This is a genomic window from Lutimaribacter marinistellae (assembly GCF_042648365.1).
GTDB lineage: Bacteria > Pseudomonadota > Alphaproteobacteria > Rhodobacterales > Rhodobacteraceae > Lutimaribacter_A > Lutimaribacter_A marinistellae.
This window is the reverse complement of record NZ_JBHRXI010000017.1, coordinates 215,344-230,326: the sequence shown is the minus strand read 5'-3', so window position 1 is coordinate 230,326 and position 14,983 is coordinate 215,344. Positions and strand designations below refer to the sequence as shown.

General features: G+C 64.7%; 13 protein-coding genes. 5 read left to right on the top strand and 8 right to left on the bottom strand.

The genetic code is table 11. From position 1 onward, the window contains the following. Positions 1 to 55: 55 nt before the first annotated feature. The gene (locus ACFORG_RS17605) at positions 56 to 505 is read right to left on the bottom strand and encodes a methyltransferase family protein (RefSeq protein WP_386737049.1); all 450 of its coding nucleotides are present in this window, start codon (positions 503 to 505) and stop codon (positions 56 to 58) included. Positions 506 to 519: 14 nt separating this feature from the next. Then, positions 520 to 1,470: an MBL fold metallo-hydrolase gene (locus ACFORG_RS17600; RefSeq protein ID WP_386736844.1), complete on the bottom strand. Its 951-nt coding sequence runs from the start codon at positions 1,468 to 1,470 to the stop codon at positions 520 to 522. A gap of 124 nt (positions 1,471 to 1,594) precedes the next feature. Here ACFORG_RS17600 and ACFORG_RS17595 point away from each other — a divergent pair, with 124 nt between their 5' ends. Both ACFORG_RS17595 and kynU read left to right on the top strand, forming a co-directional pair. Next, positions 1,595 to 2,347, top strand: a complete 753-nt coding sequence (locus tag ACFORG_RS17595) for an SDR family NAD(P)-dependent oxidoreductase (protein WP_386736843.1) — start codon at positions 1,595 to 1,597, stop codon at positions 2,345 to 2,347. Positions 2,348 to 2,412: 65 nt separating this feature from the next. Then, positions 2,413 to 3,606: a kynureninase gene (gene kynU / locus ACFORG_RS17590; protein ID WP_386736842.1), complete on the top strand. Its 1,194-nt coding sequence runs from the start codon at positions 2,413 to 2,415 to the stop codon at positions 3,604 to 3,606. 72 nt (positions 3,607 to 3,678) lie between these two features. On the opposite strand, the gene ACFORG_RS17585 is transcribed toward kynU, so the two are convergent. Next, a complete protein-coding gene (locus tag ACFORG_RS17585) occupies positions 3,679 to 4,257 on the bottom strand; it encodes a TetR/AcrR family transcriptional regulator (RefSeq protein WP_386736841.1) in 579 nt (192 codons plus the stop codon). A 99-nt stretch (positions 4,258 to 4,356) separates the two neighbouring features. Here ACFORG_RS17585 and ACFORG_RS17580 point away from each other — a divergent pair, with 99 nt between their 5' ends. The 3 genes from ACFORG_RS17580 (at position 4,357) to ACFORG_RS17570 (ending at position 9,327) form a co-directional block, all read left to right on the top strand. Then, positions 4,357 to 4,821, top strand: a complete 465-nt coding sequence (locus ACFORG_RS17580) for a (2Fe-2S)-binding protein (protein WP_386736840.1) — start codon at positions 4,357 to 4,359, stop codon at positions 4,819 to 4,821. A 2-nt stretch (positions 4,822 to 4,823) separates the two neighbouring features. Further along, positions 4,824 to 7,061, top strand: coding sequence for a xanthine dehydrogenase family protein molybdopterin-binding subunit (locus ACFORG_RS17575; RefSeq protein WP_386736839.1), 2,238 nt, complete (start codon positions 4,824 to 4,826; stop codon positions 7,059 to 7,061). A gap of 196 nt (positions 7,062 to 7,257) precedes the next feature. Beyond that, entirely contained in the window at positions 7,258 to 9,327 is a 2,070-nt protein-coding gene (locus tag ACFORG_RS17570) for a Hint domain-containing protein (RefSeq protein ID WP_386736838.1), read from the top strand. A 29-nt stretch (positions 9,328 to 9,356) separates the two neighbouring features. Here ACFORG_RS17570 and ACFORG_RS17565 read toward each other — a convergent pair whose 3' ends face one another. From ACFORG_RS17565 to gatB, 5 genes are all read right to left on the bottom strand, one after another. Further along, entirely contained in the window at positions 9,357 to 10,136 is a 780-nt protein-coding gene (locus tag ACFORG_RS17565; protein ID WP_386736837.1) for a gamma-glutamyl-gamma-aminobutyrate hydrolase family protein, read from the bottom strand. Positions 10,137 to 10,286: 150 nt separating this feature from the next. Next, positions 10,287 to 10,712, bottom strand: a complete 426-nt coding sequence (locus ACFORG_RS17560) for a GlcG/HbpS family heme-binding protein (RefSeq protein ID WP_386736836.1) — start codon at positions 10,710 to 10,712, stop codon at positions 10,287 to 10,289. A gap of 87 nt (positions 10,713 to 10,799) precedes the next feature. Continuing rightward, positions 10,800 to 12,932: a malate synthase G gene (locus ACFORG_RS17555; RefSeq protein ID WP_386736834.1), complete on the bottom strand. Its 2,133-nt coding sequence runs from the start codon at positions 12,930 to 12,932 to the stop codon at positions 10,800 to 10,802. Between the two features lie 104 nt (positions 12,933 to 13,036). Then, positions 13,037 to 13,186, bottom strand: a complete 150-nt coding sequence (locus ACFORG_RS17550) for a DUF2256 domain-containing protein (protein ID WP_386737048.1) — start codon at positions 13,184 to 13,186, stop codon at positions 13,037 to 13,039. Between the two features lie 177 nt (positions 13,187 to 13,363). Further along, positions 13,364 to 14,875 (bottom strand): Asp-tRNA(Asn)/Glu-tRNA(Gln) amidotransferase subunit GatB, encoded by a 1,512-nt coding sequence (gene gatB / locus ACFORG_RS17545; RefSeq protein WP_386736833.1) that lies wholly within the window; start codon positions 14,873 to 14,875, stop codon positions 13,364 to 13,366. Positions 14,876 to 14,983 lie beyond the last annotated feature (108 nt).

Sequence of the window (14,983 nt, the reverse complement as noted above, 5' to 3'; positions counted from 1 at the left end):
ATTATTTCGCAAGCGCAGCATTCGAAACGTCAGGTCACGGGGTATCCCCCATTATTCAGATCCACCGGCGCGTCTTGCGCTCGTAACGGGCATAGTCCGCACGGAAGGTCCGACGCAAGCGATCCTCTTCGGGAATGATGAATCTGCGCTCCAGAATCCAGACCAGGATCGGGATCAACGGCAGCGATAGCACCGCGTCGAACCGCAGGATCAGCCCTGCAAGGATCAGCGCGTCGCCCAGGTAGATCGGATTGCGCGACCGGCTGTAGATACCGCTCTGCACCATCGTGCTGGGCGTGTTGTGCGGAATGGGCGTCGTGCGATGGCGGCGCAACTCGTACACGGCCAGCAGCATCAGAACGACACCGCCGCCCACCAGCAGGCCGCCAACCAGGTCGGCCCAAGGCCCACCAAAGGTGAAGCGCAGGCCGAAATACTCCGCCTGCGCCCAGGCCGCCACGGCAAACCCCAGCAGCCAGACAGGCGGAATATCGATCCATTTCAGCGATGAGCCCTCGCTCATTCCCACTCCATCTCCTCGAACACGCGACCTGCGTTCTTGGTGGCAAGCTCGTCGAACGTGTCCAGGTTGCGCCAACGTTCCTGGTCAACGTAGTAGGCGCTGGCCAGGTCGCCACCTTCGTCGATATGTGCGCCGATCTTTTCCCGCAGATCCACGAGGTAGTCGAGCGTATAGCGCCGCACCTGCGCGAAATTCGTCGGATGCCCATGGCCGGGGATCACATAGGTCGGCGCGATCGGCTCCAGCGCGGTCTCCCAAGTCTCGATCCAGCAACTCGTGCAGGTATGCTCGAATATGGGCAGCATCCGTTCGTGAAAGGCAATGTCGCCCGCGATCATGATCTCCCATTCGGGGATCCAGACCTGCGCATCACCCGGATCGTGCGCCGGCCCCAGGTGCAGCACCCTGATCTCGACCCCGCCCAGTTCGACGACATGCTCGTCCTCGAAGGTCAGGTTTGCATGCTCGATCCGCGTCCCCTCGGCCTTGTCGCCATTGTAGCGCTGCATGCCCTGCAGAATGAAATCGCCATTGGCCTGCGTTTCCTCGACCGCGTCCACATGGGCCAGAACGTCCACGCCCAGATCGCGCCAATAGGCATTGCCCAGCATCGCATGGCCCTGCCCGTTCTCGTTGACGACCAGCACGACCGGCTGATCCGTCACCGCCTTGATCTCGTCATGCAGCGCCTTCGCCAGCCGGACGGACGCGCCCCCATTCACCACGACCACCCCTTCCCCGGTCACGATGAAGGACAGGTTGTTGTTGTGGCCCGAATTTTCATAGGTCGGCGGTGCGGTCGCCCCGATCGCCGACCAGACATGCGGAATCACCTCCACCGGTTTCGAATAGAGCTCGGATTGCGGATACTGGTCCGCGATATCCTCGCTCGCCTGCGCCATACCCGCGATCAGCGTGGCGGCGAGGGTGAGTGCAATGGGTTTCATGGGGCTTTCCTCCGCGAAGATACATATTCGCATATAATAATCATACGACGCCGCGACGGTACGGCGCGACTTGTCACGGGTGCAAGGGCCTTTAGGGTGGCGCCAACCACGAGGAGGATACCACATGACACTGAACGGCAAACACGCGCTGGTCACCGGCGGCGGTACGGGCATCGGTCTCGCCATCGCCCGCGCGCTCGCCGAAGAGGGGGCCGAAGTCACCATCACCGGCCGCCGCCAAGAGGTTCTGGACGAGGTCGCAAGCGACCGCATCACCGGGATGGCCATGGATGTGCGTAACGAAGAGAACGTCGTGCAGGTCATCGGCAAGGCCGCCGAGGCACGCGGCCCGATCCAGATCTGCGTCGCCAATGCCGGCATCGCCACTGGCAAGATGCTGCAAAAGACCGACATGAGCTTCTGGCGCGACATCATGGCCACCAATCTCGACGGGGCATTCCTGACCATCCGCGAATCCCTGCGCTCGATGCTCGCAACCGACTGGGGCCGCGTGATCTCGGTCGCCTCCATCGCCGGTCTGCGCGGCGCGCCGGGCGCGGGGGCCTATGCCGCCTCGAAACACGGGCTGGTGGGCCTCACCCGCACCTATTCCGAGGAGTTCATGGGCAAACCCTATACGTTCAACGCGCTATGCCCCGGCTATGTCGACACACCCATTGTCGAACGCAACGTCGCCTCCATCTCGGAACGGGCAAAGCTCAGCGACAGCGAAGCGCTGCAACTGATGGTCGACCAGAACCGTCACAAGCGCCTCATCGTCCCCGAAGAGGTCGCCGCCGCCGCGCTTTGGCTGGTGCGCCCCGGCTCCGAAAGCATCAACGGCCAGTGCATCGAGATCGCCGGCGGCCAGGTCTGAGTCGGATGGACAGCGGCGGCGGGATCGGTTAGCAAATACTTCAAGCCTAAAGCAAAGGGAGTGCCATGACCGATTTCGCCGCCACCAAGGCCCTGTTCGATCTGCCCGAGGGCGTGATCTATCTCGACGGCAATTCCCTCGGCCCCCTGCCCTCCGCCGCCAACGCGCGGGTCCAGTCGATGATGACCGAAGAATGGGGAAAGATGCTCATCACCGGCTGGAACAAGGCCGGCTGGATGGCCATGCCCACCGCGCTCGGCGACCGGATCGGCAAGCTGATCGGGGCCGAACCGGGCCACACGGTCGTGGGCGACACACTCTCGATCAAGGTCTACCAGGCCGTCGCCTCAGCCCTCGAACTCAATCCGACGCGCAAGGTCGTGCTGTCGGATACCGGCAATTTTCCCACCGACCTCTACATGGTCGAAGGCCTCCTGCGTTCGATGGGCCAGGGATATGAGTTGCGCACCGTCGAGCCCGAGGCCGTGGCCGATCACATCACCGATGAGGTCGCCGTGCTCATGCTGACCGAGGTCGATTACCGCACCGGCCGCAAGCACGACATGAAGGCGCTCACCGAACTGGCCCATGCCAGCGGCGCGGTCACCGTCTGGGACCTCGCCCACACCGCCGGCGCGCTCGCGGTCGATCTCGCGGGCTGCCACGCCGATTTCGCGGTGGGCTGCACCTACAAGTACCTCAATGGCGGCCCCGGCGCGCCCGCCTTCATCTACGTGGCCCCGCGCCACGCGGACAAGGTGCGCCCCGCGCTCTCCGGCTGGCTCGGGCACGAGGCGCCCTTTGCCTTCGACCTCGACTACCGGCCCGGGGCAGGGGTCGAACGTATGCGCGTCGGCACCCCGCCGGTGATCCAGATGGTCGCGCTCGACGCCGCGCTCGACGCGTGGGAGGGCGTCGACATGGCCGCGCTGCGCAGGAAATCGGTCGAACTGTGCGACCTCTTCATCGCCGAGGTCGAGGCGCGCTGCCCCGATCTCTCGCTCGCAAGCCCGCGCGACGCCGCCCTGCGCGGCAGCCAGGTCTCCTTCCGCTTCGCCGAAGGCTACGCCGCCATGCAGGCGCTCATCGCACGCGGCGTGATCGGCGATTTCCGCGCCCCCGACATCATGCGCTTCGGCTTCACACCGCTCTATATCGACGAGACGGACGTGCGCGGCGCCGTCGACATCCTGCAGGACATCATGGCAAACCGCCTGTGGGACAAGCCGGAATACCGCACCCGGCAAAAAGTCACCTGACCTTCCTCTTGCCGGAAATATCCCGGGGGTGAGGCCCGCAGGGCCGAGGGGGCAGCGCCCCCTCCCCACGGCTCACGAAACAAGCCCCTCGCCGATCAGACGCGCCAGCTGCGCCACCCGGCGGGTGTAATCGCCATATTCCGGCACCGCCGCTTTCAATCCCTTGAGCGCGGCGGTGATCGTCACCGCGACATCCGGCGCGTCGCCCTCAAGCCGCACGCGCCCGGCCAACGCCTCGCGCTCAAGCCAGTCGGCATAGGCCCGCGCGATCCGCGCCTCGCCCGCCTCGGCGATATCCGATGCCATGGCATTGCCCGTATCCAGCAGCTCCATCCCGTGCGGCGAGGTCAGCATCGCCTGAACGACTCCGCCGCCCTGCGCCGCAAAGGCCGCCGCCAGAAGCTCGGGCACCGTCCCCGGCCCTTCGAGCGCCCGCGCAACACTCTCGGCCGCGTCATCGTAATAGAACTGCGCAAGCGCGCGAAAGATCGCCTCCTTGTTCGCGTAATGCAGGTACACGGCAGGACGGGACATCCCCGCACCGCGTGCTATGTCCTCCATCGACGTCTTGCGGAACCCGTATTGCGCAAAGGCATCCCAGGCGGATTTCAAGATCGTTTTCTGCTTCGGGTCGGGCTTGAGGTCCTTCATGATCCCGTTCTGACAGTCTGGACAAAATTTGTCAATTGACACACTGACACTTTCCGATAATTATGTCAGAAGAGGAAACGCAACGGAAAGGAGCGCGCCATGGCCGCCTCGCTGACCATCAACGGAAAAACCCACCAGCTCGACCTGCCCGATGACGTGCCCCTTTTGTGGGTCCTGCGCGATGCGGTCGGGCTGACCGGCACGAAATTCGGCTGCGGCGTCGCGGCCTGCGGCGCCTGCACGGTCCATATCGACGGCGCCGCCGTCCGGTCCTGCCAGGTCGCGCTCGGCGATGTCTGGGGCGACGTGACCACGATCGAAGGTGTCGGCACGCCCGACAACCTCGCCGTGATCCAGCAGGCCTGGGTCGTCCACCAGGTCGCGCAATGCGGCTATTGCCAATCCGGCCAGATCATGCAGGCCGCCGCGCTGCTCAGCGAAACGCCCGATCCCAGCGATGACGAGATCGACGAGGCGATGGCCGGCAACCTGTGCCGCTGCGGCACATATCCCCGCATCCGCGCCGCGATCCGCAGCGCCGCCGACAAGATGAAGGAGGCGTAATAATGGCATCCGTCGGAAAGATCCTCCGCCGCACCTTCCTGATCGGCTCGGCCGCCATCGTCGGCGGCGTGGCCTTTGGCGTCTACAAGGTGCGCCAGCCGGCCGCCAACCCGCTCGCCCCTGGCGACGGCGCGGCGCTCAACCCCTTCGTGATGATAAACGGCGACGGGATCACCCTGATCGCCCCGCGCGCCGAAATGGGCCAAGGCGTGCGCACCACCTGGGCCGCACTCATCGCCGAAGAGCTCGATGTCGGTCTTGACCAGGTCCGCGTCATTCACGGCCCCGCGGCCAAGGCCTATTACAACTCCGCCCTGATCGGCGACGCCCTGCCCGGGCGCGGCTATGACAAGTCGGACTTCCAGCACAATCTGGGCGAGGCTCTGGGCGAGGCCGCCAAGCTGTTCAGCCTTCAGGTTACCGGCGGGTCCACCTCGATGAAGGACGGGTTCGAACGCATGCGCGCCGCCGGCGCTTCGGCCCGCGAAACGCTCAAGGCCGCCGCGGCCGAACGGCTGGGCGTACCCGCCCGCGATCTGCGCACCCAGGCGGGCCGCGTGATCGCCCCTGACGGGACCGAGATCGCCTATACCGACCTCGCCGCCGAGGCCGCGCGCCTCGACCCGGTTGAAACGCCGTTGCGCGATCCCGGCGAATGGCGGCTTCTGGGCGCGGATCAGCCACGCGTCGACATGATCGAAAAGGCCACCGGCACCGCGCAATTCGGCATCGACGTGCGTCTGCCCGGCATGAAATTCGCCGCCATCCGGCGCAATCCGGCCCCCGGCGGCGGCATGGCAGGCTTCGACGATTACGCGCTACGCGACATGCCCGGCGTCGAAAAAGTCGTCGACATCGGCGACGGCGTCGCGGTGATCTCGTCGAACACATGGCTCGCGCAAAGGGCCGTGGACGCGATCGAGATCGCATGGACCGAACCGCCCTACCCGGCCGAAACGGATGCCCTGTTCGACCGGATCGCAGCGGCCTTCGAAGACTCTCCCAACTCCACCATGCGCGACGACGGCGACGCCGACACCCTGCCGCAAGGCGCAACGGAACTCACCGCCGAATATCGCCTGCCCTATCTCGCCCACGCCACGATGGAGCCGATGACCGCAACCGCGCTCATCTCCGGCGACGGGGCAGAGATCTGGACCGGAACACAGGCGCCCACGCTGATGGCGATGAAGGTGGCCGGGACCGCCGGGATCGACACCGATCAGGTCACAGTGCACACCACCTATCTCGGAGGCGGTTTCGGCCGTCGGGCCGAGGTCGATTTCGGCGTGATCGCGACCCTCGTGGCGATGGAGATGCCCGGAACCCCGGTCCAGACCACCTGGAGCCGTGAAGAGGACATGCGCCACGACTTCTACCGCCCCGCGGCGCTGGCCCGGATGCGCGGCGGCGTTCAGGATGGCAAGGCCGTGCTGCTCGACGCGCAGGTCGCCACTCAATCGCCGACCCAGCAGATCACCGAGCGCATGATCGGCATGCCCGGCGCCGGACCCGACAAGGTGCTGGTCGAAGGGCTGTTCAACCAGCCCTATGCCATCCCCGCCTACCGCGCCCGCGGCCACATCGCCGATCTGTCGGTGCCCGTCGGCTTCTGGCGGTCGGTCGGCAACAGCCACAATGCGTTTTTCGTCGAAAGCTTCATCGACGAGATGGCCCATGCCGCCGGGCGCGACCCGCTCGATTTCCGGCTGGAGCTGATGCGCTCAGAACACGAACCCTCTGCCCGCTGCATCGAGGCGGTGCGCGAGATGTCCGGCTGGACCGGCGAGACGCCGGACGGCGTCGGGCGCGGCGTGGCCTTCTGCTACAGCTTCGGCACGCCCGTCGCCCAGGTGATCGAGGTCGTGGATCGCGACGGCAGCATTCATATCGACAAGGCCTGGATCGCCTGCGACATAGGCCTCGCGCTCGACCCGCGCAACGTCGCAGCACAGATGGAGGGCGGCATGATCTACGGCCTGTCCGCCGCCTGCTTCGGCGAGATCACCTTTGCCGATGGCGCGATCGAACAGGGCAATTTCCCCGATTACGAGGCCTTGCGGATGCACACCACGCCCAAAACGCAGGTGCAGGTGCTTGAAAACAACAAGTTCATGGGCGGCGCGGGCGAGCCGGGAACACCCCCCGCAGCCCCGGCGCTCGCCAACGCGATTTTTGACCTCACCGGCAAGCGGGCGCGCAGCCTGCCCTTGATGCACGCGTTCGACCTCGCGGTCTGACCCGAAACGGCGGCGGGTCCCGACCTGCCGCCGCCCCGGGCATCATGTGCCCCGGATTTGCCGCAAATTGTTTCCAACCCGGCCCCAATCCCTCCCTGCTTCTGCCAGACCGTTTCTCTATCCCCGAGACTGACGCAACAGGTTCGCGCGCATCCGCGCCACGCCTGCCGCGGCTGACACGCAAGGGATAGGTGACATGCCAAACGGTTATCTGGTGACGCTCGGCTCCTCTCAGGACCTGTCGCTTGCCGCTTCGATCAGCGGCAGCCTGACCTTCTTCACCACCGACCAGGCGCTCGGCTCCGGCGAATGGGCATGGACCGGCACGTTCGGCGCCACGACCTATGAAAACGAGCTGGAAACCGGCGAATACTTCCTCGCCACCAATGGCAACGTCTACTTCGTGCCCGATCTGGGTCCCGTCACGACGCTCACGGGGGCCGAAGCGGTCGGCGCGCCCTTCTACTCGCCGGTCAACAAGGTGCAGGGCACCAATGGCGACGACGACATGGATTCCGGCTATGTCGACAACAACGGCAATTCAATCGACAGCGGCGAGGGCTCCGGCCCCGGCGGAAACGGCGACGAAGTCAGCGCCAAGGGCGGCAACGATACGGTCGATGCCGGCTTGGGCGACGATACCGTCTGGGGCGGGTCGGGCAACGACCTGATCGACGGCGGCGAGGGCGACGACATCCTCTTCGGCGATGGCCGCACACCTGCCACGGAATCGCTCAACTGGTTCGCCGAAGGGACCGATGGCGATGACGTGACGAGTTTCACCCAGACCACCGGGCGTATCGATGTCAGCGTGTCGTTCACCGATGATGGCAACAACAACCCCAGCTTCGAGGTCAGCACCGAGGACGACACCTTCACCGGTGCAGGCGAACCCCAAAGCGCGAATTCCTCGCTCTACCTGTTTGGAAACGGCGGCGGCGCGACATCGACAACAACGATCGATTTCTCGGCCAACGCCAGTTACGATGTCGAGGACGAGGTCGAAAACGTCATTTTCCGCCTCAATGATATCGACGCAGGCTTCCACCGCGATGTCGTCACCGTCAACGCATTCGATGCCTCCGGTGCCGCAGTCGACGTGACCCTCACGGTGACCCCTTCGCCATTCGGAGAGGACAGCGTTTCTGGCAACACGGTCACGGCCGGCACACGCGGGGCGCAGCCCGACGACGATCACGGCTCGGTCCTTGTCGAAATCGCGGGCCCGGTGCAAAGCATCGAGATCATCTACTCCAATGCGGGTGGCGGCGCGCAGGCCGTCTATGTCAGCGACATCTTCTTCGACCCGGTCAACCGACCCGGCGGCAATGACACGATCGATGGCGGCACCGGCGACGACACCATCGCCGGACAGGAGGGCGACGACCTGCTGACCGGCAGCGAAGGGGCCGACAGCGTCTTGGGCGGAACCGGGGACGACACGCTTCAGGCAGCCGAGGGGGACACGCTCGATGGCGGCGCAGGCGATGACCTGTTCCAGCTCACCGATCTCGGCGAAGCAGGCAGCAGCACCATCACAATCACCGGCGGCGAGGATGACGAATCCGCCGGCGACACGCTCGCCCTCGGCTCCGCCGCCGATTACAGCACCCTCAACCTGACCACCGACGAACCCGACGAAAAGGCCGGCACGGTCGAGTTGACCGACGGCACCGTCGTTTCCTTCTCGGGGATCGAGAACATCATCTGCTTCACCCCCGGCACGCAGATCCTGACCGATACCGGCCCTCGCCCGGTTGAAACGCTGCGGCGGGGCGACCTGATCGTCACCCGCGATGACGGCTTGAAACCCCTGCGCTGGATCGGCCAGCGCCAGGTGGCCGCACGGGGCCGCTTCGCCCCGGTCGAACTTGCACCCGGCCTGCTTCCCGGCGCCACGGCGCCCCTTCTCGTGTCACCGCAGCACCGCCTGCTCTGGACAGGCCCGCAGGCACAGCTTCTCTTCGGGACCGGAGAGGTGCTGGTCGCGGCCCATCACCTGCTGGGCCAACCCGGTACGCGCACGCGCAGCGGCGGCACGGTCACCTACATGCACCTGATGTTCGACCGCCACGAGGTGATCTACGCCAACGGCGCCGCCTGCGAGAGCTTCTTTCCCGGCGACGCCGCGCTCGACGCGCTGGCCGATCACGGGCGTGAAGAGCTCTTTACGCTCTTCCCGGAACTGCGCAGCCACACGATCGGATTCGATGAAACAGCACGCCTGTGCCTGCGCGCGCACGAGGCATCGCTGCTGGCGGCCTGACCCTTGCGCCCTGACAGCGCCTGCGCCCGTCAGGCCGACCGGCGCAAGGTCGCTTCGCCTTCGCGGCCGACCCAGTCCCGTACGGCATCACCAAATGCCTGGAACAGCGGGCGCGAGACGGGATCGTTCGCCGCATCCCATTCGGGATGCCACTGTACCGAAAGGGTAAAGCCCGGCGCACCATCGACATGGATCGCCTCTGGCGTGCCGTCGGGGGCGTAGCCGTCGATCACGATCCGCCGTCCCGGCGTTTTGATCCCCTGCCCGTGCAATGTGTTTGTCATCACTTCACGCGCACCAAGAAGGCGATGGAACACGCTGCCCTCTTCCAGTGACACCACGTGGCGCAGCGCGAATTTCTCCTCCAACGACCCGTCCGGCGGCATCCGGTGGTTCATCCGCCCCGGCAGGTCACGGATCTCGGGGTAGAGCGTTCCGCCCATGGCCACGTTGACCTCCTGGAACCCGCGGCAAATGCCCAGGAACGGCTGCCCCCGCTCCACGCAGGCCCGTACCAGCGGCAGGGTGATCGCGTCGCGCGCCCGGTCATGATCGCCATGCGCCTCGGTCCAGGTCTCCCCGTATTCCTCCGGATGCACGTTCGGACGCCCGCCGGTCAGCAGGAACCCGTCACAGGTTTCCAGCAGTTCCTCGACCGAGACATAACGCGGGTCCGATGGGATCAGCAGCGGAAGACAGCCCGAGACATTGGCCACCGCATCCGAATTCATCGTACCCCCCGCATGGGTGGGATACTGATCGTTGATCAGGTAGGAATTGCCGATGATACCGACGATGGGCCGTGCCATATGCGCTCCAGACAGAACAATAACCGTCGGGCAAAGCTATAGCGACGACCCGGCGGCTTCAACGGGGCGCACCCTCCGTCAGGGCGCAGGGACGTGTTCAGTTGCGCACATGGCCAAATAACAGGCAAATGCCGGTGCGCCCACGCACCCTTACGCTTCGCCGGTCAATCCCGCCGCCTCGATCCCGGCCAGCGCAGCCTCGGCATCATTGTCCGAGGTATCCCCGGTCACACCCACCGCGCCGATCACCGCGCCCTTGCGGTCGCGTACCAACACGCCGCCCGGCACCGGCACGACCTGCCCGCCATAAACGCCGTTCACCGCCGCCATGAAATAGGCCTGCTGCTCGGCCCGCGCCATCTGCGCGCGCCCCGCCATGCCCAGCATCACCGCGCCATAGGCCTTGCCCTGCGCGATGGCAAAGCGCCCCGGCGCCGCGCCATCCGACCGCTCGAAGGCGATGACATGCCCGCCCGCATCCAGCACCACGACCGATAGCGGCTTGAGCTCCATCTCCTGCCCCTTCTCCATCGCCTTGCGAATGATCGTGCGCGCGCGCCTCAGTGAAATCGCCATGTCCCGTCCTTCCTCTTGCCCGAAATATCCTCGGGGGTGAATTGGCCGCAGGCCAAGAGGGGGCAGACAGCCCCCTCGCCCCGCATGTCAGCCCTGCGCCGCCTTCAACTCCAGCCGCCGCGCATGAAGCACCGGCTCGGTATAGCCCGACGGCTGCACCCGCCCCTTGAAGACCAGGTCGCACGCTGCCTCGAACGCAATCCCGTCAAAGCCGGGCGCCATCGGCTTGTACTCCGCATCGCCTGCGTTCTGCGCATCGACCTTGGCGGCCATCTTGCGCATCGCCGCCATCACCCGGTCCTCCTCGACCACGCCGTGATGCAACCAGTTGGCCAGCGCCTGGCTCGAGATCCGGCAGGTCGCGCGATCCTCCATCAGGCCCACGTCGTTGATGTCCGGCACTTTCGAGCAGCCAACCCCCTGGTCGACCCAGCGCACGACATAGCCAAGGATGCCCTGCGCGTTGTTCTCGATCTCGCGGGCGATCTCCTCCTCGGACAGGTTGCGCCCCGTCATCACCGGGATGCTCAGCAAATCCTCCAGCGTGCCGCGCGCGCCGCCCTCCTTGATCCGGTCCTGCACCTCGTGCACGTCGACCTCGTGGTAATGGGTCGCATGCAGCGTCGCGGCGGTGGGCGACGGCACCCAGGCGCAGGTCGCGCCCGCCTGCGGATGCCCGATCTTGGCCTCCAGCATCTCGCCCATCCGGTCGGGCATCGCCCACATGCCCTTGCCGATCTGCGCGCGCCCCTTGAGCCCGCAGGCCAGCCCGATATCGACGTTGCGATCCTCGTAAGAGGCGATCCAGGCGGTGCCCTTCATCTCACCCTTGGGCAGCATCGGCCCCGCCTCCATCGAGCTGTGGATCTCGTCGCCCGTCCGGTCGAGGAACCCGGTATTGATAAAGGCCACCCGGTCCTTCGCCGCGCGGATGCACTCCTTGAGGTTGACGCTGGTGCGCCGCTCCTCGTCCATGATCCCGATCTTCACCGTGTTGCGCGGAAGGCCGAGAATATCCTCGACCATGTCAAAGGTGCGAACGGCAAAATCCACCTCCGCCGGCCCGTGCATCTTGGGCTTGACGACATAGACCGACCCCGCGACCGAGTTTCCGCCCTCGGCTTTCAGGTCGTGCATGGCGATCATCACCGTGATCAGCGCATCCATCAGGCCCTCGCCGATCTCGCGCCCTTCGGCGTCCAGAACGGCGGGGTTCGTCATCAGGTGCCCCACGTTCCGCACCAAAAGCAGCGACCGGCCCTTGAGCACGCCCTCGCCACCATCGGCGGCGGTATAGGCGATGTCCTCGTTCAGAACACGGGTAAAGGTCTTGCCGCCTTTCGTGACATCCTCCGACAGGTCGCGCTTCATCAGGCCCAGCCAATTGCCATAGGCCAGCACCTTGTCCTCGGCATCGACGCAGGCGACGGAATCTTCGCAATCCATGATGGTCGACAGCGCCGATTCCAGCGTGATGTCGTTGATCCCCGCCCGGTCGGTCTTGCCGATGGCGCCGTTGCGGTCGATCTCGATGATCACATGCAGGCCGTTGTTGCGCAGGATCACCCGCTCGGGGTTGTCCGCCGCCCCCACATGGCCCACGAGTTGCACCGAGTTCCGCAGCGCGGGCGCTATCTCGCCACTGACGCTCAGGCTCTCGATATCGGCCCAGCTTCCGTCGGCCAGCGGGAAATGCGCATCGAGGAAGCTCCGCCCCCATGCGATCACCCGCGCCCCTCGGTCGGCATCATAACCGCCGGCCGAGGGCAGATCGCCCATCGCATCCGTGCCGTAGAGAGCGTCGTAAAGCGAACCCCAGCGCGCGTTCGCGGCGTTCAGCGCAAACCGCGCGTTTGTGATGGGCACCACCAGCTGCGGCCCGGGCACTTCGGCGATCTCGGGGTCGACATTCGCCGTGCCGATCTCGAAATCCGCGCCCTCCGGCAACAGGTATCCAGTCTCTTCCAGAAAGGCGCGATAGGCCTGAGCATCATGCGGCTGCTCGCGCCGCTCCATGTGCCAGGCGTCCAGCTTGCCCTGTATCTCCGAACGCTGCTTCAGCAGGGCGCGGTTCTCGGGGCCCAACTCCGTCACCATCCGTTCCAGCCCGGCCCAGAAATCCGCGGGGCTGACCCCGGTTCCAGGCAGCGCGCGCGCTTCGACGAATTCCTTCAGCTCAGCTGCAACCTGCAAGCTGCCGATCCCGATCCTGTCGCTCATTTGGGCCTCCATCCTTCCGGGCGTGTCGGACCCTGACTAAGACAAAAGTTTCCTATCGGCAACAGCACTGGTAAATAAACTTTACCAATGACCCGGCAGCACTTTCAACTTTTCTTTGCAGATGTGCCGCCACTTCGGCATTTCCGCGAGCAATAGCGGACCTCGTCCCAATCCCGCGCCCACTTCCGTCGCCACGCAAAGGGGCGTCCGCAGCCAACACACAGCTTCTGTGGCAGGTCCCCTTTTCGGCGCATTTTCGGCATCTCGTCCTCCTTGAACGGGATGGAGGTTAGCGCAGACCGGGCATGTGAAAAGCGGGCGCGCCCGCAAACGAAAAAGGGGGGTACCGCGCGGTACCCCCCGGATTCCAAATTGTACAAAACGGTCAATCGACCCTGTCCGCGCGGTACAAAACGGTCAATTCGCCGTTGTCACAGCCCCAGCTTGGCCGCAACGATCTCGTTCACCGCCTTGGGATTCGCCTTGCCGCCCGTCGCCTTCATGACCTGGCCCACGAACCAGCCCGCCAGTTTCGGGTTCGATTTCGCCTTCTCCACCTGCGCCGGGTTGGCGGCGATGATCTCGTCCACGGCGGCCTCGATCGCGCCGGTGTCGGTCACCTGCTTCATGCCGCGTTTCTCAACGATTTCAGCAGGTTCACCGCCTTCGTTGTAGACGATTTCAAACAGGTCCTTGGCGATCTTGCCGCTGATGTCGCCCTTGGCGATCAGATCGATGATACCACCCAGCTGCGCAGGCGACACCGGACTCTCGGTGATCTGCTTGTCATCTTTCTTGAGCCGCCCGAACAGCTCGTTGATGACCCAGTTCGCCGCAGCCTTCCCGTCGCGCCCAGCCGCCACATTCTCGAAATAGGCCGCCGCCTCAACCTCTGCCGTAAGTACGGAGGCGTCGTAATCCGTCAGCCCGAAGTCATTGATAAAGCGCGATTTTTTCTCGTCCGGCAATTCGGGAAGACCGGCAGCGATATCGTCAACCCAGCCCTGTTCGATCTCCAATGGCAGCAGGTCGGGATCCGGGAAATAGCGATAGTCATGCGCTTCTTCCTTGGATCGCATGGACCGCGTCTCACCCTTGTCGGGGTCATAGAGCCGTGTCTCCTGCACGATCTCGCCACCGGCCTCGACAATCGCGATCTGCCGTTTCGCTTCAACTTCAATAGCTTGCTGGATAAAGCGCATGGAGTTCATGTTCTTGATCTCGCAGCGCGTCCCGAGATGGGAGAAATCCTGCGTTTCCATGTACTTCTCATACGCACCCGGCAGGCAGATCGACACGTTCACGTCAGCGCGCAAGTTGCCGTTCTGCATGTTGCCGTCACAGGTACCGAGATAGCGCATGATCTGCCGCAGCTTCGCGATGTAAGCCGCTGCTTCTTCAGGACTTCTTATGTCCGGCCGACTCACGATCTCCATCAGGCAGACGCCTGTTCGGTTGAGATCTACAAAGGACATGTGCGGGTCCATGTCGTGGATCGACTTGCCCGCATCCTGCTCCATATGGATCCGCTCGATCCGCACCCGTCGCGCGGTGCCGTCTCCAAGCTCGACCAGGGCTTCACCTTCGCCCACAATCGGTTGATAAAGCTGGGAAATCTGGTACCCCTGCGGCAGATCGGGATAGAAATAGTTCTTACGATCAAAGGCCGATTTCAGGTTGATCTCGGCCTTCAGGCCAAGACCTGTCCTCACGGCTTGTTCAACGCAGAACTCGTTGATGACAGGCAACATTCCCGGCATCGCCGCATCGACGAAGGACACGTTGGAATTGGGTTCGGCGCCGAACTGCGTTGACGCGCCGGAAAACAGCTTGGCGTTGGAGCTGACCTGAGCATGCACTTCCATCCCGATCACAAGCTCCCAATCGTGCTTGGCACCGGCGATCGTTCTGGGTTTCGGGGTCTCGTAGGTCAGGTCCAGCATCTCGCGTCTCTTCGCTTGAGTTCGACCCGCGTTCTAGGCAGCGCACGGACCAAGAGCAAGGGGCAATGCAGTCAGAGGGAAGGCTCCCGCCGATAGCGCCCGCATCTG